Annotated in this window: 30 protein-coding genes and 1 tRNA gene; 16 read left to right on the top strand and 15 right to left on the bottom strand. The window is 42.8% G+C overall.

The genetic code is table 11. The annotated features are described in order from the left end of the window. Positions 1-32: 32 nt before the first annotated feature. Positions 33-977 (top strand): EF-P lysine aminoacylase EpmA, encoded by a 945-nt coding sequence (gene epmA, locus NZ583_02940; protein ID MCS7280571.1) that lies wholly within the window; start codon positions 33-35, stop codon positions 975-977. On the opposite strand, the gene NZ583_02935 is transcribed toward epmA, so the two are convergent. The 5 genes from NZ583_02935 to NZ583_02915 form a co-directional block, all read right to left on the bottom strand. Next, entirely contained in the window at positions 967-1,716 is a 750-nt protein-coding gene (locus NZ583_02935; GenBank protein ID MCS7280570.1) for a YdcF family protein, read from the bottom strand. The genes epmA and NZ583_02935 overlap by 11 nt on opposite strands. Beyond that, positions 1,717-2,595 (bottom strand): patatin-like phospholipase family protein, encoded by an 879-nt coding sequence (locus NZ583_02930; protein ID MCS7280569.1) that lies wholly within the window; start codon positions 2,593-2,595, stop codon positions 1,717-1,719. Between the two features lies 1 nt (position 2,596). Further along, complete coding sequence (locus NZ583_02925; protein ID MCS7280568.1) at positions 2,597-3,241, bottom strand: MBL fold metallo-hydrolase; 645 nt, start codon at positions 3,239-3,241, stop codon at positions 2,597-2,599. Between the two features lie 23 nt (positions 3,242-3,264). Further along, entirely contained in the window at positions 3,265-3,828 is a 564-nt protein-coding gene (locus tag NZ583_02920) for a hypothetical protein (GenBank protein ID MCS7280567.1), read from the bottom strand. A gap of 22 nt (positions 3,829-3,850) precedes the next feature. Beyond that, positions 3,851-3,924: transfer RNA gene (locus NZ583_02915), tRNA-Met, on the bottom strand. A 62-nt stretch (positions 3,925-3,986) separates the two neighbouring features. Between NZ583_02915 and trmD the strand changes: the two genes are divergently transcribed. Genes trmD through larC form a run of 7 tightly spaced genes read left to right on the top strand, consistent with a single transcriptional unit; the run spans position 3,987 to position 8,465 of the window. Next, positions 3,987-4,721: a tRNA (guanosine(37)-N1)-methyltransferase TrmD gene (trmD, locus tag NZ583_02910; GenBank protein MCS7280566.1), complete on the top strand. Its 735-nt coding sequence runs from the start codon at positions 3,987-3,989 to the stop codon at positions 4,719-4,721. Further along, positions 4,718-5,287: an RNA methyltransferase gene (locus NZ583_02905; GenBank protein MCS7280565.1), complete on the top strand. Its 570-nt coding sequence runs from the start codon at positions 4,718-4,720 to the stop codon at positions 5,285-5,287. Before trmD ends, NZ583_02905 begins: the two co-directional genes overlap by 4 nt. Continuing rightward, complete coding sequence (gene rplS / locus NZ583_02900; GenBank protein ID MCS7280564.1) at positions 5,284-5,631, top strand: 50S ribosomal protein L19; 348 nt, start codon at positions 5,284-5,286, stop codon at positions 5,629-5,631. Before NZ583_02905 ends, rplS begins: the two co-directional genes overlap by 4 nt. Next, complete coding sequence (locus NZ583_02895) at positions 5,631-6,209, top strand: ribonuclease HII (GenBank protein MCS7280563.1); 579 nt, start codon at positions 5,631-5,633, stop codon at positions 6,207-6,209. Before rplS ends, NZ583_02895 begins: the two co-directional genes overlap by 1 nt. After that, the gene (locus NZ583_02890; GenBank protein MCS7280562.1) at positions 6,206-6,565 is read left to right on the top strand and encodes a YraN family protein; all 360 of its coding nucleotides are present in this window, start codon (positions 6,206-6,208) and stop codon (positions 6,563-6,565) included. Before NZ583_02895 ends, NZ583_02890 begins: the two co-directional genes overlap by 4 nt. Then, the gene (larB, locus tag NZ583_02885) at positions 6,562-7,305 is read left to right on the top strand and encodes a nickel pincer cofactor biosynthesis protein LarB (GenBank protein ID MCS7280561.1); all 744 of its coding nucleotides are present in this window, start codon (positions 6,562-6,564) and stop codon (positions 7,303-7,305) included. The genes NZ583_02890 and larB overlap by 4 nt, the downstream gene beginning before the upstream one ends. After that, positions 7,302-8,465, top strand: coding sequence for a nickel pincer cofactor biosynthesis protein LarC (gene larC / locus NZ583_02880; GenBank protein MCS7280560.1), 1,164 nt, complete (start codon positions 7,302-7,304; stop codon positions 8,463-8,465). The genes larB and larC overlap by 4 nt, the downstream gene beginning before the upstream one ends. Before the next feature lie 7 nt (positions 8,466-8,472). Here larC and NZ583_02875 read toward each other — a convergent pair whose 3' ends face one another. From NZ583_02875 to arsB, 9 genes are read right to left on the bottom strand one after another with little or no spacing between them, the layout of a single operon-like run. After that, positions 8,473-8,763, bottom strand: a complete 291-nt coding sequence (locus NZ583_02875; GenBank protein ID MCS7280559.1) for a DUF721 domain-containing protein — start codon at positions 8,761-8,763, stop codon at positions 8,473-8,475. Beyond that, entirely contained in the window at positions 8,760-10,289 is a 1,530-nt protein-coding gene (metG, locus tag NZ583_02870) for a methionine--tRNA ligase (protein ID MCS7280558.1), read from the bottom strand. Before metG ends, NZ583_02875 begins: the two co-directional genes overlap by 4 nt. Next, complete coding sequence (locus tag NZ583_02865; protein ID MCS7280557.1) at positions 10,286-11,101, bottom strand: stage 0 sporulation protein; 816 nt, start codon at positions 11,099-11,101, stop codon at positions 10,286-10,288. Before NZ583_02865 ends, metG begins: the two co-directional genes overlap by 4 nt. Further along, positions 11,098-12,072, bottom strand: a complete 975-nt coding sequence (locus NZ583_02860) for a DNA polymerase III subunit delta' (GenBank protein MCS7280556.1) — start codon at positions 12,070-12,072, stop codon at positions 11,098-11,100. The genes NZ583_02865 and NZ583_02860 overlap by 4 nt, the downstream gene beginning before the upstream one ends. Continuing rightward, positions 12,041-12,661 carry a dTMP kinase gene (tmk, locus tag NZ583_02855; protein MCS7280555.1) on the bottom strand — a complete coding sequence of 207 codons (621 nt, stop codon included), beginning with the start codon at positions 12,659-12,661 and terminating at the stop codon, positions 12,041-12,043. The genes NZ583_02860 and tmk overlap by 32 nt, the downstream gene beginning before the upstream one ends. Then, positions 12,662-13,228 (bottom strand): elongation factor P, encoded by a 567-nt coding sequence (gene efp, locus NZ583_02850; protein ID MCS7280554.1) that lies wholly within the window; start codon positions 13,226-13,228, stop codon positions 12,662-12,664. 9 nt (positions 13,229-13,237) lie between these two features. Continuing rightward, positions 13,238-14,305, bottom strand: coding sequence for a Xaa-Pro peptidase family protein (locus NZ583_02845; GenBank protein MCS7280553.1), 1,068 nt, complete (start codon positions 14,303-14,305; stop codon positions 13,238-13,240). Between the two features lie 15 nt (positions 14,306-14,320). Beyond that, complete coding sequence (locus NZ583_02840) at positions 14,321-14,533, bottom strand: hypothetical protein (GenBank protein MCS7280552.1); 213 nt, start codon at positions 14,531-14,533, stop codon at positions 14,321-14,323. A gap of 51 nt (positions 14,534-14,584) precedes the next feature. Further along, entirely contained in the window at positions 14,585-15,682 is a 1,098-nt protein-coding gene (gene arsB / locus NZ583_02835; protein ID MCS7280551.1) for an ACR3 family arsenite efflux transporter, read from the bottom strand. Positions 15,683-15,841: 159 nt separating this feature from the next. Between arsB and NZ583_02830 the strand changes: the two genes are divergently transcribed. From NZ583_02830 to pyrE, 3 genes are read left to right on the top strand one after another with little or no spacing between them, the layout of a single operon-like run. Then, complete coding sequence (locus tag NZ583_02830) at positions 15,842-17,206, top strand: UTP--glucose-1-phosphate uridylyltransferase (protein ID MCS7280550.1); 1,365 nt, start codon at positions 15,842-15,844, stop codon at positions 17,204-17,206. Positions 17,207-17,215: 9 nt separating this feature from the next. Further along, positions 17,216-17,782, top strand: a complete 567-nt coding sequence (locus NZ583_02825; protein ID MCS7280549.1) for a macro domain-containing protein — start codon at positions 17,216-17,218, stop codon at positions 17,780-17,782. Continuing rightward, positions 17,775-18,323 (top strand): orotate phosphoribosyltransferase, encoded by a 549-nt coding sequence (pyrE, locus tag NZ583_02820; GenBank protein MCS7280548.1) that lies wholly within the window; start codon positions 17,775-17,777, stop codon positions 18,321-18,323. Before NZ583_02825 ends, pyrE begins: the two co-directional genes overlap by 8 nt. Here the strand turns inward: pyrE and yihA are convergent. Further along, a complete protein-coding gene (gene yihA, locus NZ583_02815) occupies positions 18,320-18,922 on the bottom strand; it encodes a ribosome biogenesis GTP-binding protein YihA/YsxC (protein MCS7280547.1) in 603 nt (200 codons plus the stop codon). The genes pyrE and yihA overlap by 4 nt on opposite strands. A gap of 336 nt (positions 18,923-19,258) precedes the next feature. On the opposite strand from yihA, the gene gmd reads away from it, so the two are divergent. From gmd to NZ583_02790, 5 genes are all read left to right on the top strand, one after another. Next, on the top strand, positions 19,259-20,422 hold the full coding sequence (gene gmd, locus NZ583_02810; protein MCS7280546.1) for a GDP-mannose 4,6-dehydratase: 1,164 nt from the start codon (positions 19,259-19,261) through the stop codon (positions 20,420-20,422). A gap of 108 nt (positions 20,423-20,530) precedes the next feature. Further along, the gene (locus tag NZ583_02805) at positions 20,531-21,724 is read left to right on the top strand and encodes a GDP-L-fucose synthase (GenBank protein ID MCS7280545.1); all 1,194 of its coding nucleotides are present in this window, start codon (positions 20,531-20,533) and stop codon (positions 21,722-21,724) included. A 99-nt stretch (positions 21,725-21,823) separates the two neighbouring features. Then, entirely contained in the window at positions 21,824-22,750 is a 927-nt protein-coding gene (locus tag NZ583_02800; GenBank protein ID MCS7280544.1) for a peptidoglycan-binding protein, read from the top strand. A 71-nt stretch (positions 22,751-22,821) separates the two neighbouring features. Further along, positions 22,822-22,962 carry a hypothetical protein gene (locus NZ583_02795; protein ID MCS7280543.1) on the top strand — a complete coding sequence of 47 codons (141 nt, stop codon included), beginning with the start codon at positions 22,822-22,824 and terminating at the stop codon, positions 22,960-22,962. A 4-nt stretch (positions 22,963-22,966) separates the two neighbouring features. Continuing rightward, positions 22,967-23,989 (top strand): glycosyltransferase, encoded by a 1,023-nt coding sequence (locus NZ583_02790; protein ID MCS7280542.1) that lies wholly within the window; start codon positions 22,967-22,969, stop codon positions 23,987-23,989. The last annotated feature ends 145 nt before the right edge of the window (positions 23,990-24,134 follow it).

Genomic DNA, 24,134 nt, shown 5'->3' with positions numbered 1-24,134 from the left:
ATACTTGTTTGACTTATAAAAATCAACCGCCGATGCTTGAGTATCAATTTGTTATAAGGCAGTATCTGTTAAGAAAGATGAGGGAATTCTTCCTTGAAAGAGGTTATATTGAAGTTGAAACCCCATACCTTGTAAGAAGTGTCCCACCAGACCCGCATATAGATCCTGTCTGTGTGTATATCTCAGGAAAAGGGCCTTATTACTTACACACGTCCCCTGAGATCCACATGAAGAAACTCCTCTCAAAGGGGCTAAGGAGGATATTCCAGATATGTAGGGTCTTTAGGGTTGAAAGTGTCGATAGCCTCCACAGAATTGAGTTCACTATGCTTGAGTGGTACAGAGACGGGACATACATGGATACACTTAAGGAAGCTGAAGATCTCGTCCTTTTTCTTTCATCCTCCCTTCATGAGGAATTTTCAATAAAAAAACGATTCTTTTCTCCTTTTTCCGTGCTCGAGATGGAAGCTCTCTTCCTCGAAAGAGTCGGCATAAATCCTTTCGAATTCGACCGAACTAGCCTTTTCCGTGTGTTAAAAGAAAGGGGGTTTTTGACTGTAAGGGAGGAGGATACTTGGGATGAGATGTTCTTTAAGGTCTTTTTCGAAAAAATAGAACCTCATATTGATAAATCGGTGCCTTATTTTTTGGTGGGCTGGCCCTTGGCAACATCGAGCATGGCAAAGGAAAGAAATGGGAGGGCGGAAAGATTTGAGCTTTATATAGACGGAATAGAGATAGCAAATGGGTACTCCGAGTTACTAGACCCAGAAGAACAAAGAAAGAGGTTTGAGAAAGATAACGAATTACGAAAGTACCTTGGGAAAGATGAGATACCCATCGACGAGGATTTTATCTCTTCCCTTTCCCGAATACCTATCGATTGTTCTGGGGTGGCTTTGGGGATCGAGAGACTCATTATGGTCCTTACTGGCGAAAGGACGATAGATAGTGTAAGCCCATTCAGTCTTTAAAAAAGGTCTTAAAGTGGATAATCCCCAAATATTCTTTCAAAGCGCATGATATTGACTCTGTGTTGGTCGCGTCCGGAAGAAAGGAAAGTATATCATAGGGCCTCTTTGAGGTTTTGTATCCTATAGGCAAGACTATAACATCGAAATATCTGGAGAATATGAGGTTTGCTCTCTTTGCATGGTAAGCGTTCGTTATAAGTAGCACCCGCTTTATCTTTTCTCTTTCGGCTATTTCTTTTGCGGATTTCGCGTTCTCATAAGTGTCTCTACTTTTAGCTTCCAAAAATATGTGCTCTTCTTTTACTCCGAGACTCAAAAGAAGCTTTCTTGCGTAATGGGACTCAGCTTCCCTCTTAAAGATAGAACCACCCGTAAGAATTATGGGCCTTTTTTTTATCTTATAAACCCTAAAGGCAGTTACAGTCCTTTGATAAGCCTCATGAGAAAGCTCCCCAACTCCCGATAACTCGGGTACACCCTCTCGTAAGCCCCCTCCCAAGACAATATAAGCCTCACAATTCTTTATGCTCTCTATGGAGGGAAAAGGGTGGGCACTCTCTAAAGGTTTAAGAAACAGGTTTTTTGTCGGCTCAATGGAAAAGAAATAGATAAGGAGTGCAAAAGATGCACAAAGGATCTTTGTCCTTTTTTTTACAAGGAAGAAGGCGATGATACATAAAAGGATAAAAAGACCGGGCGGCAACAAAAAAGCCGTTATGAACTTTTTAAAAAGGAACAATCAGTTCTCTCCTCTAAATCGGGTAATCAGTTCCTTTATCTTTGGGATTTGGCTTTTTGCGGCTTTTATACCTTCCTCCATGAGCTCTTTCTTTTTCGAGAAATCGAATAAGGATACGTTTCTAACATCAGGTTCTATTATCACATCCGCATATCTCAGTTTCTCTTTGGCCTGTTCAAACATCATGATTGAGATGGACTGGCCGATGATATCCACAATCGAATCTATCTCATGGTTCTTTACGCTACTTAAAAGATTCACCGCTATCACTATGTCAGCACCCTTCCTTTTTGCGATATCACAGGGGATGTTATTTGTCAGTCCCCCATCCACAAGGGTTCTTCCTGCAAAATTCACGGGAGCAAAGATCCCAGGAATAGCACATGATGCCCTTATTGCCCGTGCCAGAGGACCCCGGTCAAGAATTACGGTTTCCCCGGTATTGAGATCAGTTGTAATAGCAAAGAAAGGGATCTTTGTCTCTTCTATCCTTTTTACCTTTGCCTCTCTTTCAACAAAGCTTTCAAGTTTCTGACCTTTAACAAGGCCAAGCTTCGGATCAAGGAGTGAAAAGTCTAAAATATCCGATCTTTCAATTTTGAAGGCTGTCCATTCGAGCTGGAAACTGTCCGGATTTGCTGCATAAAGACCACCGATTAAACTTCCAACACTCGTACCTACGATCATGTGGATCGGTATCTTTTCCTGCTCCAAAACTCGTATCACACCCACGTGAGCGAACCCCTTTGCTGAGCCTCCGCTGAGTACGAGCGCTATTTTCGGTTCTTTTGCTCTTTTAGTCTCAGGAGCGGTAGCACATGATGCCACACAAAGCGCAATAAAGCTCGTAAAAATCCAGTAGATAATTCTCCTTCTCATCTCAGTACCCACTCCTTTGACCCACAAACGGATTGTAAAGTTTTTCTTTCCCTATCGTGCTTTTGGGTGTCTCACCATAGTTATGCCCAGGTGCAACGATTGTGTCATCTGGTAAAACAAATAGTCTTCTCTTTATAGATGTGACAAGCTCATGCCAGGAGCCACCCGCAAGGTCTGTCCTTCCAACGCTTCCAACAAAAAGCGTATCACCCGTAAACACAATTCCGTCCGTGTACAGGCATATGCTACCTGGAGAATGCCCGGGGGTATGGATGACCCTTAAAGAGACATCTCCCACAATAATCCGATCCCCGTCTCTTACCGTTATGTCAGCTGGTGGCGAAGGTTCAGCCCCGAACATACTGAGCATGTAAGGAGACTGATGGATAAGGGAGTAAGCCTCTTTTTCGTGAATTATGATTTTTGCGTTTGTAAGTTCCTTCATTCTCCTATTCCCCATTATATGATCTACGTGCGAGTGAGTATTCACGATATATCTTATTCGGTAATTTCTGCTTTCTGCCTCGTCAAGGATCCTTTCACAGTCTGATGCGGGGTCAATAACGAGCGCTTCCTTCGTTCTTTGGCAGCCGACGATGTAGGCAAATACAGCAAACGATCCAACTTCCATCTGCTTGATGAACATATTTGCCTCCTTAAGCTACGGTTTTACAATTCTCCCTCTAGGGAGTAAAGAGTGGCGAGGAGATTTTTGGACTTTACGTAGATTGAATCGAAACTTTCAGAAAAACGGGCATTTCTTACTGCTTCCAAAAGATATTTCACGGCAGTTTCGGTCTCATTCCGCTTTGCGTGTATGTAACCGCAAAAAAATGCCGCCTTTGCAATGTATTCCATGTAGCGATTTTTTAAAATCTCCCGCCTTTTAAATTTCCAAAGAAGGGATTCCTGTATGTTTTGACTTATCGCTTTATCCATCATCTCTCTCTCTTTCTTTTCAACTGCCTCAATTAGCTCAATAACACCTTTTGCGTATTCATAGACTCTACTAGATATCTCTAAAGCCTCTGCATCCAGGTTTTTTTTTAAATATTCCTCAGCCAACTTGAGATTCGCTTCGACATTCTCGTCCGTTATGGCCTGTATTGTAGTTTGGGGTTTCTTTGGAGGTGGAGTCTTTACTTTCCTTTGGGCTCCGAATGAGAGATTTGCAAGGAGAACAAAGAGGATGGCAAATATGAGAACGAATTGAAAGCCTGATCTTTTCTCCAAAAGGAGCTTTCCTCAAAGTAAGTGGCGGTGCAGGGCCTCGAACCCCGGACTCTGCGGATATGAGCCGCATGCTCTAGCCAACTGAGCTACACCGCCTATTGGGTATATGTTATAATAACCGCGTCTTAAAATCAATCTTTACGGCAAAAAAGGAAGGTATGCTCATTTCGGTCCTTACCCTTTTCCCACGGATTTTCGAGTCTCCACTCAACGAGAGCATAATAAGGAAAGCGAAGGAAAAAAGGCTTGTGAGTTTTAACATCATAAATATCAGGGACTTTGCAACGGACCCCCACAGGACCTGCGACGATTACCCGTACGGAGGCGGGCCTGGGATGGTCATGAAGATAGAACCTCTATATAGGGCAATAGAGTACGTAAAGACGAATTTTGGAGAGGCTAGGTTCATTCTTCTTACACCCCAAGGAAGATTGCTCACTTGGGAAGTCTGCGAGAAATTGGCCAGCTTAGACCATATTTGTCTCATATGCGGGAGATACGAGGGTGTGGATGAAAGGATCTTGGAATTTGTAGATGATGAAATATCTATTGGAGACTATATTCTTTCCGGGGGAGAGCCCGCGGCAATCGTAGTTATAGATGCCGTTGTTAGACTTTTGCCGAAAGTTCTAGGAAATGAGGATTCTAAAGTTACTGAGAGTTTTCGGGAATATCTTCTTGAACACCCCCAGTACACAAGACCCGAAAATTTCATGGGTTTGAGAGTCCCTCCCGTTCTTCTTTCCGGAAACCATGAGGAGATAAGAAAGTGGAGGCGGAAGGAGTCGATAAGAAAGACTATCCTTAGGCGTCCCGACCTCATGGAGCGCTTCGTACCTACCGAGGAGGATAGAAAATTTATAAAAGAGATTATGGAGGAGATACCTTTTTGAATCTATCAGTAGCAGTTATACATTATCCTGTCTATAACAAAAATCGCGAAATCATCGCAACAAGCGTAACTGGGATTGAGATTCACGACTGTGCACGCACGTGCATGACTTTTAACGTGAACTTGTGCTATATTGTAACCCCACTTGAAAAGCAAAGAGAGATAATAGAAAAGATGAGGGAACACTGGGTATCGGGATACGGGTTTAAGTACAATCCTTTGAGGGCCCAGGCTCTAAGCATAGTAAGGACAGCTCCTTCATTGGAGAAGGTTCTTTCAGAGCTCAAAGAGTTAGATCCTGGATTGCTCGTTGTTGGAACTTCTGCAAAAAGAAGGGAAAGTAAAAACCTAACCTATGAAGAATTTTATGAAATGCTAACAGAAAGAAAAATTAGTGCCCTTCTCCTTTTTGGAACGGGCTGGGGCCTCACAGACGATACTGTGAGCATGTGCGACAGGATGTTGGAACCTATCTCCGGGCTTGGTAATTATAACCATCTTTCGATGCGGGTGGCGATGGGCATAATTCTCGACAGAATATTTAACCCCCGAGGAGGGAAAAAATGAGCGATATAGTCGATATGATCGAAAAGGAGCACATGAGGCTCGATCTTCCAGAGATCCACCCCGGTGATAACGTTAAGGTTTATACTAGGGTCCAGGAAGGTGACAAAGAGAGAGTTCAGGTCTTCGAGGGAGTAGTTATATCAGTGAGGGGTGGAAACACAAGGAGAACTTTCACCGTAAGAAAGATATCGCATGGAGTTGGAGTTGAGAAAACGTTCCCTTTCCATTCCCCCATTATCGAAAAGATAGAAGTCCTTGGAAGGAGTAAGGTAAGAAGGGCAAAGCTTTACTACTTAAGGGAGCTCAAAGGGAAAGCCGCAAAGTTAAAAGAGAAAAGGCAGTGATGGAATGTCGCCTCGAGGGCTTGATATCAGGCGTCGATGAGGCCGGAAGGGGCCCAGTTGCTGGTCCCTTGGTCTCTGCCTGCGTTGTCTGGTCTTGCATTCCTAAAAAAAACGAAACGATAAAAGACTCAAAATTGATGAAGGAAAAGGAAAGGGAAGAAGCTTTCTTCTGGATACTGAGAAATGCTTATAGAGTCGGGATAGGAATTTCCTCGATCGAAGAGATAGAAATGCTCAACATCCAAAATGCCACCCTTTTGGCGATGGAGAGAGCCATTGAGAATACGGGTGTTCAAGCGGATCTTCTCCTTATAGACGGTAACAAAAAGCCAGCCCGGTTTAAGAACGGAAAATGTGTTATAGGTGGAGACAGAAAATGTTTCTTTATTGCATGCGCTTCTATTGTTGCAAAGGTCGTAAGGGATTCAATAATGAAGCTATACAACGAGCTCTATCCCCTTTACGGTTTTAAAAAAAACAAAGGCTATCTTACACCAACCCATAAAAGGGCCATAGAGCTTTACGGAGTTTGCCCTATCCATAGGAAGAAGTTTCGCGGCGTAAGGGAGTATATTTGAAGGGTTCGCAAAGAGAAAAAGGTATGGAGGGTGAGGAGCTCGCAATAAATTACCTCAAGAAGGATGGTTACAAAATAATTGAACGAAACTACAGAAGTCCATTTGGAGAAATCGATATCATAGCAATATCAGGAGATGTATTGGTCTTTGTAGAGGTAAAGAGAAGGGATTCAAAGACATTTGGTAACTCACTGTCGGCAATTACCGAGGATAAGAAGAAAAAGATAGTGATGACCGCCCTTTACTATTTAAAGAAGGAAAAAAAGGAGGCAAAGAAGGTACGGTTTGATGTTGTGGGGATTGACGAAAAAAGTGTAAAGATCGTTAAAAACGCCTTCACCGTGGACTGGACATGAAAGAAGAAATTATAAGGGGACTCCTTACGGGTGTAAAAGATGGAACCATATCTATTGAGGAAGCTTTAAGGAGCTTACGCGACCTGCCTTACCAGGACCTCTTCCATACAAAGGTTGATCACCATAGGGAATTCCGTAAAAAAATGCCCGAAGTTATTTACGGAGAGGGGAAAAGTGTAAACCAGATAATCGATATAATTCGAGCCATGAGGCAGAAAGGCGAAGAAGTACTGGCAACGAGAATCTCTCAAAAAGTAGGAAAGGTTTTAAAAGAGAGCTTTCCTGAAGGAGAGTACTTTTCAGATGCTAGATGCTTTATGATAAAAACCGAAAAAAGGACCACAGGAAAAGGTCTCATACTCATAATAAGTGCCGGAACGAGCGATATGCCTGTTGCGGAAGAGGCCTATGTAACATCCATCTTTTTTGGGAATGAAACTGAAAGACTTTACGATGTTGGAGTGGCAGGCATACATAGGCTTTTCGAAAATATTGAGCTTTTAAGAAAGGCTCGAGTGATAATAGTGGTTGCTGGTATGGAAGGGGCCCTTCCCTCTGTTGTTGCTGGGGTGGTCGGTGTGCCTGTTATAGGGGTTCCGACAAGCGTTGGGTACGGTGCGAGCTTTTCTGGACTGTCTGCCCTTCTTACTATGCTAAATTCTTGTGCAACGGTTGCTGTTTTTAACATCGACAACGGCTTTGGAGCAGCGTATTTCGCGACCCTCATAAATAGGCTATGAAGGTTCTCTATATAGACTGTGTATCTGGCCTTAGCGGTGATATGCTTGTCTCCGCTTTTATCGACGCCGGATTTCCGCAAGAAGAGGTCGAAAGGGCTTTAGGTGCCTTACCTATCAAAGCTCCCAAAATCACCCAAGAAAAAGTAGTTCTGGGTCCCATAAGAGGGGTTCGGATAAAAATCGAAAGGAGCAATTCTTTCTTTACTTGCGACGAAATGTTAGACATCGTTTCTCGAACGACTATTGATGAAAAAATTAAATCCGACGTTACTGGCATGTTAAACGTACTTTTCGATGCTGAAGCAAAAATTCACGGGGTCGCAAAAGAAGACCTTCACCTCCACGAGCTTGCGGACATAGACACCCTTTTGGATTTCCTTCTCGTTGCCTCGGCAGTGGCTTATTTCGGAATTGAAAAAATTTTTGTTGGAAGTATACCTCATGGGTCTGGTATTTTGCGCACATCCCACGGGCTTCTGCCAAATCCACCTCCCCTCACTTTGGAGATCCTTAAAGGATTTCCATCTATCTTCAAGAACTCTACTTACGAACTTACAACACCAACTGGTGCGGCTATTGTAAGGTATTATGCCAATCCCACTGAACCATTCCCAGGGATGCGAATCTCTGTAGTAGGTTACGGTTTTGGAAACTACGAGATGGAAGAACCGGACATCCTAAGGGTGTTTATAGGAGAACAGGATGCGTCTTATCTATCGGAAAAAGTGTACGTAATAGAATTCGATATCGACGATATGGATATGGAGTACACGGGCTTGCTTTCAGAGAGGTTAAGAGGACTTGGTGCCCTTGACGTTCTTACTTTTCCCGTTTTCATGAAGAAGGGAAGGGTGGGCTTAAGATTCTCCGTAACTGCAACTAAAGAAAAACTTGAGGATTTGATCGATAGAATATTTGAAGAGAGTACCACTTTCGGACTTAGGATAAGGGAGGAATCCAGAAGGGTTCTAAGAAGAGATGAAAGGATAGTGAAGTGCAAGTACGGCGAAGTACGAATAAAGGTGGGATACGGAAAGCAAAATAGGGTACTTAAGGAACACATAGAGTACGATGACGTAAAAAGGATCTCAGAAGAGTACGGTCTCCCCTATAGGATAGTCCTAGATGAAGTGAAAAAGGAGCTTTACAAGGAAAAATAGTAGATATTTACTCGGAAAGTGTGAATTTTATGTCGCAAATCATCTTTCCTGTGGCTTTTGAAATTTTCTCAATCAGGTTCGCTTTAATGTACTCCATATGGGAGAGGTAAGCGGGATCTTCGATTTCGACATAGAGCACGTTCTTTTTGACCCTTATTGGGTGAGCGTACCTGGCAAACCTTTCTCCAACGATCTTTTCCCATTCCGTGAATAGTTTAAGAGACTTTATATCGTCGCAGATCCTCTTTCTCTTTAATATCTTTGTCAACACGTCCCTAATTGGCGTGAAATTCTTCATTCTTCTTTTATCCTCGGGAAAAGGGGCGGAATCTTTCTTATTTCTGAGAGGTCGTCGAGTTTAAAAAATGCTTTCTCTCTATCAAATTGGGTCTTTTCTATCGGATTCTGGATACCGATTGCCCTCCATATAGCGTTCGATTTCTCAGGCATAAAGGGATAGAGTAAAACCCCAACAAGTCTCAATCCGTTCCAAAGGTTAAAAAGTACTGTCTTAAGCCTTGAGTCATCCTCCTTTGCAAGTCTCCATGGCGCCTCCGAATCAATGTACCTATTGAGATGGCTTGTTATTTCAAAAACACACTTTATGGCCCTGTAAAAGGAAAGGGTCTCCATCTCCTTTTCGTAGTGAGCTACAAGTTCAAGGATTTTACTTTCCAAAAATTCGTCTTGGCCAGTTTTCTTTTCCGGGCCTTCTATCTTTCCCTTCGAATATCTTTCAATCATTGTTATGCTTCTGCTTAAAAGATTTCCAAGATCATTGGCGAGATCTCCATTTATCCTTTGAACGATTGCCTTTTTGGAAAAATCTCCATCCAAGCCGAAGGGAACCTCTCTAAAAAGGAAAAATCTAAACTCATCTACCCCGTATTCCTTAACTATCTCCGTGGGATCCACAACATTTCCCAACGATTTCGACATCTTCTGTCCCTCTATTGTCCACCAACCATGGGCAAAGATCCTCTTCGGAGGTGGAAGACCGTAGGACATAAGAAATATTGGCCAGTATATGGCATGAAATCTGAGTATATCCTTTCCGATAAGATGGACGTCACAGGGCCAAAACGAGTTAAAAAGCTCATTATCTTCAAGGAAACCTATCCCGGTAAGATAATTTGTCAGAGCATCGAACCAAACGTAGATTGTGTGTTTAGGGTTAAAAGGTACCGGTATACCCCAGCTTAGGCTCGTCCGGCTCACACTCAAATCTCTAAGACCGCCTTTGACGAAGCTTACAACTTCATTGTATCGAATCTCAGGAAGCACAAAGGACGGGTTCTCTTTCAGAAAGTCCAAAAGTCTATCAGTGTAGGAAGAGAGTCTGAAAAAATAGCTCTCCTCTTTGAGTCTTTGAGGAACCCTTTGGCAGTCCGGACACTTTCCGTTTACGAGCTGGAATTCCGTGTAGAAACTTTCGCAGTACACACAGTACCAATCCTCGTATTCACCGAGGTAGATGTCTCCTTTTTCGTACACAGTCTGGAATATGTGCTGGACAACCTTTTTGTGCCTCTCTTCTGTAGTTCTTATGAAGCCCGTGTTCGATATGTTGAGCACCTTCCACAGTTCGACAAAGTTCATAACCATTTTGTCCGCAAGCTCCTTTGGTTTCATATTCTGCGCGTAAGCTGCCTTCTCAGCCTTCTGTCCATGTTCGTCAGTACCTGTGAGGAAAAACACTTCGTAGCCGCAAATCCTTTTGAATCTCGCCATAACGTCGGCTGCAATAGTTGTGTAGGCATGTCCTATGTGGGGAACGTCGTTTATGTAGTAGATGGGAGTGGTGATATAAAAGTTGCCTTTCATTTTTCCTCTTGCCTTTCTTGATCATCGACTAGTTTTACTTTTTCAGCCGGAAGAGTAAGTTCCCTTCCATCCTCCATCTGCACGGTCAAAGTGCGAAGAAGAGGGTTCTGCTTAACAATCCTTCCAACATCAGTTCCAATAGTTACCATCTTACCGATTTTAGGTAGCTCCCTTTTATACTCCATATACATCTCGTATTCGTAGGCAAGGCAACACATTAGCCTTCCGCAAACCCCGGATATCTTCGAAGGGTTAAGCGCAAGATTCTGTTCCTTTACCATCTTTATAGAAACAGTAAAAAAGGAATTTAGGAACTTCTTGCAGCATACCACATCTCCACAGTTTCCCAATCCCCCTATAATTTTTGCTTGGTCTCTCACCCCAACTTGCCTAAGCTCTATTCTTACCCTAAACTCCCTTGCAAGCTCTTTTACAAGTTCCCTAAAATCGACCCTTGTTTCGGAATAGAAGTAGAAGATGAGCTTTGTCCCACCGAATAGATACTCGGCGCAAAGAAGCTTCATAGGTAACTTAAACTCCTCGATTTTTTTTCTGCAGAACTCCATTGCGTACCCTAATCTTCCTTCAAGTACGCAAAAATCAGAAATCTCTTCAGGGGATGCCTTTTTTACGATCTTGGGAACACTTTCCTCACTTCCTTTTTCACTTTCGCGAACATCCGTTATGATCTCCCCTATTGAGAGCCCTTTTTCAAGTTCTAAGACAACTATATCCCCTTTTTTCACCTCATCATTCGCCTCTACTTCCACAATTGAAGGAAAGCCCTTAAGTTTCACGTAGCAAGTCTTCATTCTTCCTCGCATAAAGAGTAAATCAGATTTTCAAAGGCCAACCACCTATTCACGTTATTTTTTAGCGCACGCATGGTGTAAATAACCATTTCCATCTTTTCCCTCAGTCTTTGTCCATCAAGCCTATCCCTTAGTAGATCAACAGAGTCTTTATTATATAATCGGTCAACGTCTTTTGTCATACTGTACACGAACTGATCCCTAAGTATTCCAAGTAGCGAGTAGAGGTAGATATCGCAATCACTGGCCGAAATCTCTTGCGAAATAAGACTAATGTCCATAGAGCTTCTCTTTACGCCTAATACGCATTCAAAAAGCCTTCTCCTCCTCTTTATATTTGCCTCGTCTGTCCAGAATTCAGCTAAGGCAAAACTTCCAAAGGATACATTTGAAATGATCTCCGCTTTCTTCTCGTCAAGATTTCTCCTCTCCACTAGATACTGTTTAAGAAGACTTACCTCTATAGGAGAAAACGGGATTCTCGTGCACCGAGACCTAATTGTAAGAGGAATCTTTTCCTCCTGGGAGGTTATAAGGATAAAGACGTTAAATTGCTTAGGTTCTTCGAGTGTTTTAAGAAGCGCTCCTAAAGCATCGAAACTCATAAGGTGAGCGTCATCAAAAACGATAACCCTTGTCTCACTGAGGTACGGACGGTTCTCAGCCAATTCTATGACTTCCCTCACGTGCTCTACACTTATCGGCTTATTTGCCCCACCGAGTAAAAGAAGATCCGGATGGGTCCCTCTCTCAATCCACTTACAAGAAGGGCAATTATCATCACCCCTTTGGGAGCTGCACATAAGACGTTTAGCGAAACATAAAGCCAATCTCTTTTTACCTATTCCAAATGGCCCTGAAAGAAGAAGTGCGTGGGGTAGTCTTCCGTTTTCCATATAACCGAATAGCATGGCTTTCTGTTTTTCGTGTCCAACGATCTCAGAAGATTCCGTATTTTTTAAGTCTTTCATCGATGAGGCATCTTATCTCTTCCTTTAATATATGCTTATCCTTTGCTCCGTCTAGTACGACGAACCTCTCAGGCTCGGAACGCGCAATCTCAAGGTAACCGTTTCTAACCTTTTCGTGAAATTCCTTTTTTTCGTTCTCGAACCTATTCTGAGTTCTTTTCCTCCGCAAACTGGAATCTACATTGCAATCAAGCAAAAAAGTCAAGTGCGGTTTGAGATTTCTTGTAGCGATGGTATTGAGATAGTTAATTAGGTTTAAATCGATCCCCCGTCCATACCCCTGATAGGCCAATGTGGCATCAGTAAAACGATCGCACAGAACCATTTTACCTTGGTTTAAAGAAGGCAGAATAACTTCTTCTATGTGCTGTATTCTCTGGGCTATTACAAGGAAAAGTTCCGCATAGGGTGAGATCTTGAGTCTCCCGTTAAGTAGTATCGATCTTACTTTCTCGCCGAGATCTGTGCCCCCGGGCTCCCTAGTTTTTACAACCTTAAATCCCCTTTTTCTGAGATATGATTCCAGATAGCGTACTTGTGTGGTCTTTCCCGACCCCTCAATGCCCTCGAACGTAACAAAAAAAGACATTTACTTCGTAACCCTTTCGATGTACTCACCTGTTCTCGTGTCTATCTTTATTAGATCCCCCTCGTTTATGAAGAGTGGGACTTGTAGAGTGAAACCGGTCTCGAGGGTTGCTGGCTTTGTCGCGCTCTGGGCGGTGTCTCCTTTAAATCCGGGTTCCGTTTTAACAACCTTTAGATCTACGAAGTTAGGAAGTTCGACACCTATAGGATTCCCTTTGTAGAAAGAAACCGTTATAGTTAGACCCTCACTTAGAAAGTATTTCGCCTCACCTAAATTTTCCTCATCTATGAAGAGCTGGTCAAAGGTATCCTGATCCATGAAGTAGTACCTGGTCCCTTCCTTATATAGATACTGCATCCTCTTTTCCTCCAGTTCTAGAAGCTCCACCTTTTCTCCCGATCGGAAGGTAAGATCGAGGACATTTCCGGTGATCAAGCTTTTAACCCTGGTTCTTACGAAGGCTCCTCCCTTACCGGGCTTCACATGCTGAAAGTCAACTATGACTGATGGTTCTCCGTTCACTAGAATTTTAAGTCCTTTTCTAAATTCAGAGGTTGATACGAGCATCTTCCCTCCCTAAACCAAAAATAGATCTTTTCTTAGCGCAGTAAGAACGGTAGGGTATCCCTCCCGTATAAGAACCATATCTTCTAGTCTTACCCCCCCAACATTTGGAATGTAAATCCCGGGCTCTATGGTTATAACCATATTCTCCTCTAGGATAGACTCGCAAAGATCGTTTATTTGAGGAAGTTCGTGAACGGAAAGACCGATACCATGTCCTGTTCCATGTCCGAAGTAATCTCCGTATCCTCTTTCGCGTATGTAAGTTCTTACGATGGAATCTATTTTTTTTGCAGGGACCCCCGCTTGCAAGGCCTCTATAGCTTTTTCCTTAGCCTCATAAACTATTTGCCTTATCTCTTTGAGGACTTTAGTTGGTTCCCCAAAAAAGACCGTACACGTCTCATCGCTGCAATACCCTTCGTATTGGGCTCCGAAATCAATAATGAGTACGTCTCCCTCTCTTATTCGTCTTTCCGATGGTCTTGCATGGGGGTAGGCAGTCCTTTCGCCCGATGCCACAATGGTCTCAAAAGAAGGTCTTTCCGCCCCCATCCTTTGCATTTCGAAGTCGAGCTCGCAGGCCAGTTCCTTTTCGGTTATTCCGGCTTTTATTTTCTCATAGACTCTTATAAATGCTTCTTCCGCTATTCGAATGGCCTTTCTTATCTTGTCTATCTCCTCGGGCTCTTTTATCTTTCTTATGTCGTCAATTTCATTTTTCAGTGGGAGAATTTCGCATTCTTTAAGCTTCTTTTTCCACTCCTCATAAATGGCATAACTTGTGTAGTTAGATTCAAAGCCAATACGTTTGAGTCCATAATCGTTTACGATTTCCGGGAGAGGATCTTTCTCTCTTCCTTTTTCCAATACAATTAAACCCTGTACAGAGTCTTTCGCGTAAGTTATGTACCTGAAATCTGTAATCAGGAAGACATCTCCTCTCGTTACGAGAAGAAGTCCTTCTGAGCCCCTAAATCCAGAAAGATAAAAGATGTTTTCGGGACTTTTCAAAAGGATCCCATCAAGTCCGTATTTCGAGAGCAGATCTTTTACTTTCTCAATCCTTTGAGCTTTCATGTCTTGAATTGAGGACTATAAAACCTTTCTTGTGACGATCTCTTTGATTTTTGATATGGTTCCTTTCTTTTCGAGTTCCCCTTTTAGCGCCAGCAGTCTTAGTCTTATGTCTTCCCTTTCTGGCTGCATCGCCGAAAGATATTCGTAAATCTCTAAAGCTTTCTGTTTTAGTCCCTGCTTGAGATATATCTCGGCTAGGGTAACTGAGTAGAGGATCTCCCTTCCCACGGACGATAATTAAAAATCAAGTATGGGGAAAAATCAAGCAAAACTAAAAACTTATGGATTACGGTCCAAATAGTAGTGGATGCCAAGTGGGGTTTCCTTTGCTACCCTAAAGTATCTCCTTTTGATCCACAGAGAAAGGGTTACAAGATTTATAAGCACCGGTACCTCGACAAGGGGCCCTATTACAGCCGCAAAAGCCTGACCTGACTCTATCCCGAAAACTGCAACAGCAACCGCTATGGCAAGCTCAAAGTTATTGGAGGCAGCCGTAAAAGAGAGGGTTGCTGCCTGCGCATAGTGGGCTCCGGCTTTTCCGCTCATAAAGAAGGACACGATGAACATTATTATAAAGTAGGCAAAAAGGGGTAGGGCTACTATCAGTACGTCGTAAGGTATTTTCACTATGTACTCACCTTTGAGCGAAAACATAACGACTATAGTGAAAAGGAGAGCAATCAACGTTATTGGGCTAATTTTGGGGATGAATCTCTCGTGGTACCAAGTTTTCCCTTTGAGCCGTACGAGGCTAAAACGAGTGATTATTCCGGAAATAAAAGGGATGCCTAAATAGATAAAGACACTTTTTGCTATCTGAGAGATCGTGATATTCACAAGAGTCCCTCTGAACCCGAAAAGAGGTGGTAGCACAGTTAAAAAAAGATAAGCGTAAATAGAGTAAAAAAGGACTTGAAATATGGAATTGAAAGCTACAAGGCCAGCGCAATACTCGGTATCTCCCTGCGCAAGCTCGTTCCAGACTATCACCATGGCGATGCAACGCGCAAGCCCGATCATTATAAGACCAGCCATGTATTCTGGATAGTTTCGCAAAAATACGATTGCGAGGATAAACATGACAATCGGGCCGACTACCCAATTCTGGATAAGTGAAAGAGTCAAAACTCTAACATTCTTGAAGACCTCCCTTAACTCCTCGTACCTAACCTTAGCAAGGGGAGGATACATCATGAGAATGAGGCCTATCGCTATGGGTATATTTGTCGTATCTACTTGAAATCTATCCCAAAACTCAGCGATTCCCGGGAATAGATAGCCAAAAAATACACCGCCCGACATGGCCAAAAATATCCAAACCGTAAGGTATCTGTCAAGGAGAGAAAGTTTCTTTGTCAAGTCTTCATTCCCCATATCTCCTCCGCCTTTTTCGATTCGCCACTATCATAAAAAGCGATCGGGGTTGAGGCTACCTTTTCGGATAGACGGATACCATGTGCAAACTTTCCGCGTCAACACCATTTTTTTCTTTTTTTGAGAAGAACGGGACTCTGGTATAATCTATTTGTACCTATGGAAGGGAGTGGAATTTTAAGGCTCCTTGAAAAGTATGGACAGACCCACATAATAGATCACTTAATTACCCTTCCAGGTAAAAAAAGAGAGCTACTTTTGGAGAACCTAAAACGCGTTGATTTTGCTTTCATAAATAAGATTTACTCTGAGGAGAAATCGAAAAGAAAAGAACCTCTAAGTCTAAAAGACCTAATGCCTCCAGAAGTTATAAAACGTCCCTCAAAGGACGAAGAAAGAGCCACTGAAAGGAGGGCAAGGGTTTTAGGAGAAGAGCTTTTGAAGCAAAAAAAAGTAGCCTGTCTTTTAGTTGCGGGAGGACAAGCAACAAGACTCGGTCTTAATTCACCAAAGGGTTTTTTTTCTATAACTCCGGTTAAGAACAAGACTTTCTTCCAACTTTTCGCCGAGAGAATTTTTGCCATCTCAAAAAAGTATGAAACGAGGATTCCTTTCCTTGTCATGACTAATCCTGAAAGCTCGGTAGAGGTCTACCGTTTCTTCGAAGATAACAAGTTTTTTGGGCTAGAAAAAGATGATCTCATCATCTTCGAGCAAGATATGTTACCCGTCCTAACGAGGGATGGGAAAATAGTTTTAAAAAATGAGACAGAGGTGCTTTTTAGCCCCAATGGCCACGGAAACTCTATAAAAAAGCTCTGCGAGCTAGGAATCGTGGATACCCTCCGTGATGAGGGATTCGAATATCTCTTCTACTTTCAGGTTGACAACCCCCTTGTAAAGATTGCAGATCCTGTTTTTTTGGGATACCACAGGATGTATGGTGCGGATGTGTCTATAAAGGTTGTAAGGAGAAGAGAAGGAGAAAAGATGGGAGTCTATTTAAAGGTTGCGGGAAAACCCGCAGTGATTGAGTATTCTGAGCTCAGCCCCTATCTATCTTCAGTGCGGGATGAAAACGGTGAATTAAAGTTTTGGGCCGGAAATACCGCCATGCATGTATTTTCCATCGAATTCATACGGAGGATTAAGGAGAATCTTTCCGACCTACCTTATCATTTAGCGGAAAAAAAAGTACTTATCGATGGACGGTACATGGATGTCGTCAAATTTGAAACCTTCGTCTTCGATTCTTTCAGATGGGCAGATAAAGTTTGCGCTTTGGAAGTCTTAAGGGAAGAGGAATTCTCTCCTGTAAAAGATAAAGATGGCCCATCATCGCCCCATGCTGCAAGGAAAGCGATGTCTGATCTATATAAAAAGTGGTTACAATCTATAGGGATTGAAGTGAGAAGCGATGTTTACGTTGAGATAAGCCCTCTTTTTGCCCTCGATTTTGAAGAGTGCTCGGAAAAATTGAAAGGCAAACATCTAAGGATAGAAAAGGATACATACATTGGATAGGAGGTCTAAATGGAAGTAATAAAGCAGCTAACCTATAAGGATACTACCCTTAGGATAATAAAAGGTGATATCACAGAGAGTAGCGTAGATGCCATAGTGAATGCCGCGAATTCTTACCTCAAACATGGAGGAGGAGTTGCAGCAGCTATTGTGAGAAAGGGTGGAAAGATAATACAAGAAGAGAGCGATAGAATCGGTTACGTACCTGTCGGCTCTTGCGCAATAACATCGGCGGGAAATCTCAAGGCAAAATATGTGATCCATGCGGTAGGTCCAAGATGGGGGGAGGGGGATGAACATAACAAGCTAAGAAGCGCAGTAAGAAGTGCACTCGAAATGGCAGAGGACAGAGGCTTAAAATCGATATCGATGCCTGCAATAAGTGCAGGAATATTTGGATTTCCAAAAGATGAGTGCGCAAAGATCATAACGGAAGAGATATGGAACTTCGTACGGGAAAAAAGGGTAAGCCTAAAAGAGATTAATGTGTACCTCATGGATGAGGAGATAATCAACCATTTCCTCTCCGAGTTTGAGAGTTTAGAAAAGACTTTAATGGGGAAGAAAGATGGATGAAAAAAGAAGACTACTAGAAATTTTAAAAACCTTATCCTATGAAGAGGGCGAGTTCATCTTAAAAAGCGGAAAAAAAAGCACCTATTACATTGATGCGAGAGAAACTACTCTCAATCCTGAGGGAATGTACCTTACGGGTCTTATACTGTACGAGGAGGTAAAAAGAATGGGTGATGTCTCAGCTGTTGGTGGTGTGAGTGTAGGGGCAGATCCCTTGGTTTGCGCAACCGTTCTTTACGCTTATTCAAAGGGAGATCCTATTAAAGGTTTTTTCATAAGAAAGGAACCAAAAGGTTACGGCAAAAATCTATGGATAGAGGGGGGAAAAAATTTAGTCAAAGGAGAAAAGGTCGTTATACTTGAGGACGTTGTAACGACAGGTGGTTCGTCGGTAAGGGCAGCGGAGATAGCCGAAAAAGAAGGCCTCCTAGTAAAAGGTATCATTGCACTTATAGATAGGGAGGAAGGTGGAAAAGAAGAAATCGAATCGAGAGGCTATGGGTTTCGAAGCGTCTTTACTATAAAGGATCTCAAAAGTTAAGAGGGTCTACTTATAACATCCCCTATGTGATATAAAAGCTCTTTCCTGCCTGTCCTGTCTTTGGCCGAAACGAAAAAAACTGGAACAGTACCTAGTAACTTTTCAAATTCTCTTCTCCTTATCGCCAGTTCGCTTTTAGAAACCTTGTCTATCTTATTGACCGCAAAAGAGAAAGGGATATTTCTCAAATTGAGCCAACTAAGTGCCAGACTGTCGAGTTCATCGAAGTTTCGCCTAACATCAAAAACCCATATGAGCCTTTTTAACAGGGGATTATTTTGTACGTAAGAGTCAATCATCCTTTCCCATCCCTCGTATATACTCTTTGAGATCCGTGTGTATCCGAATCCCGGAAAATCTGAAATTATCATCACGCTTTTTTTCCCTCTATACTCGTACTCTGCCTTGTAAAGGTTTATAGTTTTTGTGGCACCCGGAGAAGAGCTCGTCCGCGCCAGCTTTCTCAAAAGTAGACAATTTATGAGGGAAGATTTGCCAACGTTTGATCTTCCTATAAATCCGACCTCTAACATTTGACAGAACCTTCTCTCTGTGTGATCAACTATACGTTTTAGAAACTCCGCGTTTAGGATTCGCACGTAATTACTTTTATCTAAACTTTTTCTTCGACTCAACAGCAAAGAACTTGATTTCAGACCCCCTTGTGGTAAAATCTTTTCTGTTTTATGGGCTTGTACTTCTTACTTTTCTCCCTGAGGGATAAGCCCAAAAGTGGGAATGGCGGTAGCCTACGAATTTTTCATAAGACCAAAAAACAGCCCAGAAAAGAGTCTGTTTCGGCAGGATTCGTGTTTTTGATCGTTAGCTCCTTTGAGAATAACGCTCTCTGTGCTGTACGGCAAAAACAGGCCGCCTTTAAAAGCCAGGAGGTGTAGCTAAACTACAAAAATGAGTAAGCTAGGGGTCGAAATACCATGCCCAAGGCCTTAATAACAGGAATCACTGGTCAGGACGGATCTTACCTTGCGGAGTATCTTCTCTCGAAGGGTTATGAGGTACACGGGCTTATCCGCCGCGCAAGTACTTTCAATACATCACGAATAGATCATATATACGTCGATCCTCACATCCCGGGCGCAAGACTATTCCTACATTATGGAGACCTATCCGATTCGGGAGAGCTCACCGAGCTCATATATAACATCCGCCCAGATGAAGTTTACAATCTAGCAGCCCAAAGCCACGTTCGTGTCTCGTTCGATATGCCCGAATACACAGGGGACATAACGGCTTTAGGCACAACAAGACTTCTTGAAGCAATAAGGAGAAGCGGAATAAAAACCAGGTTCTACCAAGCATCTTCTTCAGAAATGTTCGGAGCATCTCCTCCACCCCAAAACGAAAAGACACCTTTTTGTCCTAGAAGTCCTTACGCAGCTGCCAAGGTTTACGCATACTGGATGACAGTCAATTACAGAGAGGCTTACGGACTCTTTGCATGTAATGGGATACTCTTCAATCACGAAAGCCCAAGAAGGGGTGAAACATTCGTATCTAGAAAGATAACGAGGGCGATTGCCCACATTCTTGCAGGAAAGCAAAAAAAGTTATATCTCGGTAACCTAAACGCCAAGAGGGACTGGGGTTTTGCTCCTGAGTACGTCGAAATGATGTACCTTATGCTTCAACAGGATAGCCCTGATGACTATGTTGTGGGCACAGGGGAAAGCCACTCGGTCAGAGAATTTGTAGAAAAGGCGTTTTTTTACGCCGGAATAGAAATAGAGTGGAAAGGTTGTGGCATAGAAGAAAAAGGGATCGTCAAATCTGTGAGTGATACGGTTTCCCCCTGTGGTGAACTACCCATTAAGCCATCTCAGATAGTAATAGAGATCGATCCCCGCTACTTTAGGCCAACCGAAGTAGACCATCTAAGGGCTGACATAACAAAGGCTAAAGAGAGATTAAATTGGCAACCCCGAACAACTTTTGAGGAGCTCATAATGATAATGGTCGATTACGATATGAAGCTGCTTGGCCTTAATCCTCCAGGTAAGGGAATAAAAGCATGTCAGGAGAAAGGGTTTTTCTATACTGGACACGAACTGACATATATTCCGAATAGCGGTTGTGGGTAATTCGGAGAATCTTTGTTAACATGTCCAAAAACGGAAAATGCTTGTTTCCATAGGCGCAATCAGATATGTGTTAAACTTCAAGAACCCGTAAGGGGCTAACTAATGGCCATCGGAAAAGAATCTAAAATCCTCGTTTTGGGCGGGACAGGAATGGTAGGCAGTGCGCTTATAAGGAGGCTCATAGAAAAAGGTTACAGAAACATCATTTCGAACTATTATTCAAAAAAACCTGACCCCGATTTGCAAGGAAGAGTCTCTTTTTTCGAATTGGATTTAACAAGACAGGATGAGACGGAAGAGTTCTTTTTCCGGCATAAGCCGGATTACGTCTTTCTTGCTGCCGCAAAAGTAGGAGGAATCCTTGCAAATAGTACTTACAAAGCGGAGTTCCTATATGAGAATTTGGCTATTGCCCTCCATACGATTCGCGCATCATTCACCACCGGTGTGAAAAAGCTTTTAAACCTTGGCTCATCTTGTATCTATCCAAAACATGCGCCTCAGCCTATGAAAGAGGAGTATCTTCTTACAGGAAGTTTAGAACCCACAAACGAACCATACGCGATCTCCAAAATTGCGGCGATAAAACTCGTGAGGTACTATAACGAGCAGTATGGGACAAACTTCATCTCCGTCATGCCAACGAACCTTTATGGTCCAAACGATAATTTCAATTTGGAGACGTCCCATCTAATTCCCGCACTTATCCGGAAGTTCCATCTTGGAAAACTTTTGGAGAATGGAGACTTCGAGAGCATAAGGAGGGATCTTAAAAGGTACCCCATCGGGTTCGGGCTCGAAAAAAGGATCGATTTTAAAGATAAATCGAGTATCGTTTCTGCCTTAGATGAGGTCGGGATAAAGATGGACAGGGATAAAGTAAGGGTAATTGTCTGGGGGTCGGGCAATGTTTATCGAGAATTCTTACATGTCAATGATCTGGCGGATGCCTGCACTTATCTAATGGAAGAGATAGATGCATGGGATATGTGCTATTCTCATCCTAGAAACAAGGATAAAAAAGTTGTTCAACCGGCTTTCGAACTTCCTGACTATTTCGTAAATGTGGGAACGGGTGAAGATCTATTGGTGAGGGATCTCGCAAAACTAATAAAAGAGATTGTGGGCTTTAAAGGTGAGATTGATCAGGACCTTTCAAAACCCGACGGAACACCAAGAAAGCTTTTAGATGTAAGTAGGATGAGGAATCTTGGGTGGCAACCGAGGATATCCCTAGAAGAAGGAATTAAGAAGACTTATATTTGGTATTTGGACTCCCAGACACAGTTACAAGTTTTTTAGTTCGGCTCTTTTTGGACTTTCAAGTAACCCCACTCGCGTACGTACCCGAACTTCTAACAGATTTTCCAAAAATAGACTGGTCTTCCTAGAAAGTAGTAAGTGATCCTAAGACTCGGAAGCGTCGGTGACGACGTAAGGAAACTACAGGCCAAACTGAAAGATCTTGGACTGTATGCTGGGCCCATCGATGGGATTTTCGGTGGAGCAACAGAATTAGCAGTAAGGAAATTCCAAAAGAAAAACGGCTTAAAAGTTGATGGAATAGTCGGCCCGAAGACATATTCTCTTCTTCTTTCCGAAGAAGAGCCTTCAAGGACAGAGATCCTTCCCCTTGACTTAAGGTGCCTTACGCTTACGGGAACTTTTGAGACTGGAAGGCCTCCTCCTGAGTGTTTTAGCGCTATAACTGGTAATTTCGACGGCCAAGGTATAAGTTTTGGGGCTCTCCAGTGGAATTTCGGTCAAGGATCGCTCCAGGTCTTACTTAAGGACATGCTCAGAGATTACAGAGATGTGATGGAGGAAATATTCGGGGAGCACATAACGGTTATCGAGGAGGTTCTAAAAGACAAAGAGAGCGCAATGGAGTTTGCCAATTCCATTCAGCATCCCATAAGGCATTTCATATACGAACCATGGCGTGGCATGTTTAAAGAACTTGGAAGAACAAGGGAGTTTCAGAACATACAGTTGCGGCACGCGAATAAAATATACAACAGAGCTCAAAATCTTTCCCGTGAATATGGACTCAAAACAGAAAGGGCCATAGCTTTAATGTTCGACATCATCGTTCAGTGTGGAGGAATAAAAAAAGCTACTGAGGCTTATTTGAGGTCTGAACTTAAAGATCAAGAGGAGGCAATTAAGCTCGAACTTATCGCAAAAAGGGTATCAGAACAGGTAAATCCAAGGTGGCAAACTGATGTTTATGACAGAAAGATGTGCATTGCAAGGGGAAGAGGGTTTGTACACGGTGTATGGTACGATTTGGAAGAACAGTTCATGATACGTCTGGTGGAGGTGTAAGATGGGTTTACTTGGTATACTAGCCGTTATTGGACCAATAATTGAAAAGGTTTTAAAGGTCGTCGAAGAGGTTGTTCCGATTTGCTCCTCTTTTTAGGCTTCCTTCGCTTGAGATCCCTCCTGATATGTGGACACTTCTCGAAATTGGAATAGGTGGCTACGTTGTGGGAAGATCTGCTGAGAAGATTGTAAAGACATGGAAAAAGGGGTAGAGGATTGTTAATTACCACCGAAAGACCAATCATCCGGCAGAGACCGGAGGATAAGTTTCTTACACGATCATTCCTTCCTCCAAATCCCAAAAGGAAAGGGGAAGGGGGGTTAAGAAGAAAAGGGTATTTTAAGCATTCATATAAGAAGGTAGACGGCGTTTGGCATCTCTGCGATATCCACGGATGTCCGGTTATCAAAGCAGCTCCGGATCTTGCCGCTAGATTAGAGGCCGCATCATCCTTAAGTATGAACGAACCTAATGGTCCGTCATCGCTAGGCCCGCAAATGGACGAGCTTCCATCAATAACAGTTGTAACGGTTGTACTAAATAATGCAAAAGGTTTCGAGAAGACCGCTCTCAACGTTTTTTCTCAAGACTACCCAAACTTCGAATTTCTGGTCATAGACGGGGGTTCGACAGACGGGACAGTAGATGTGATACGCAAATATGAGCATTCCATCGATTACTGGGTCAGTGAAAAGGACAGCGGCATAGCAGATGCTTTCAACAAAGGGATCACACTTTCTTTTGGTACCTATATCAACTTTTTGAATGCCGGTGATATCTTTACTACACCAAAAGCTCTGTCTTATGTGGCAAGATATTTGACTCGTGGTCAAAGGATTTTGTCCTTTTTCGCTAAATTTGGTTCGCGTACTATTCCCAAAAGACCGGTAGAGAATGATTCCCCCCTTTGCAGAAAGGCCATGATTTCGCATCAGGCATCCTTTATAAAGACAGACGTCTTCAGGGAATGGGGGCTTTATGACACAGGATTAAGGTTACGGATGGACTACGAGTTTTGGACCAGGATACTGAGATCCGAAAAATTTCTTTTTGTTCCGGAAATTCTTGTAGATTACGATCCTCATGGTATTAGCGGAAAAAATATCGAGCAGTTCTACGAAGAAGAGCTGATAGTTAACAAAAAGTACTTGAATCTATTCGAGCGTCTTTTTCGCAGGGCGGTAATAATCATTAGAAAACTTCAGTTAGGCCCCAAAAGAGTGTGGGGATCATTCTAATCCAGGTACTGTCGAGGCATTCTTCCCTTTTCGGCAAATTCTACTTGTTTCTACAAACTACGAGAGTGTAGGTGTTAAACTGCCAGATGGGATACTTTACACTATCGTTTTGACTCATTTTTTACCTTCCTTTCGGAGTGAACTG

The sequence above is a fragment of the Thermodesulfobacteriota bacterium genome (genome assembly GCA_025062045.1).
Lineage (GTDB): Bacteria > Desulfobacterota > Syntrophorhabdia > Syntrophorhabdales > JANXAF01 > JANXAF01.
This window is presented reverse-complemented; position numbering and strand designations above follow the sequence as displayed.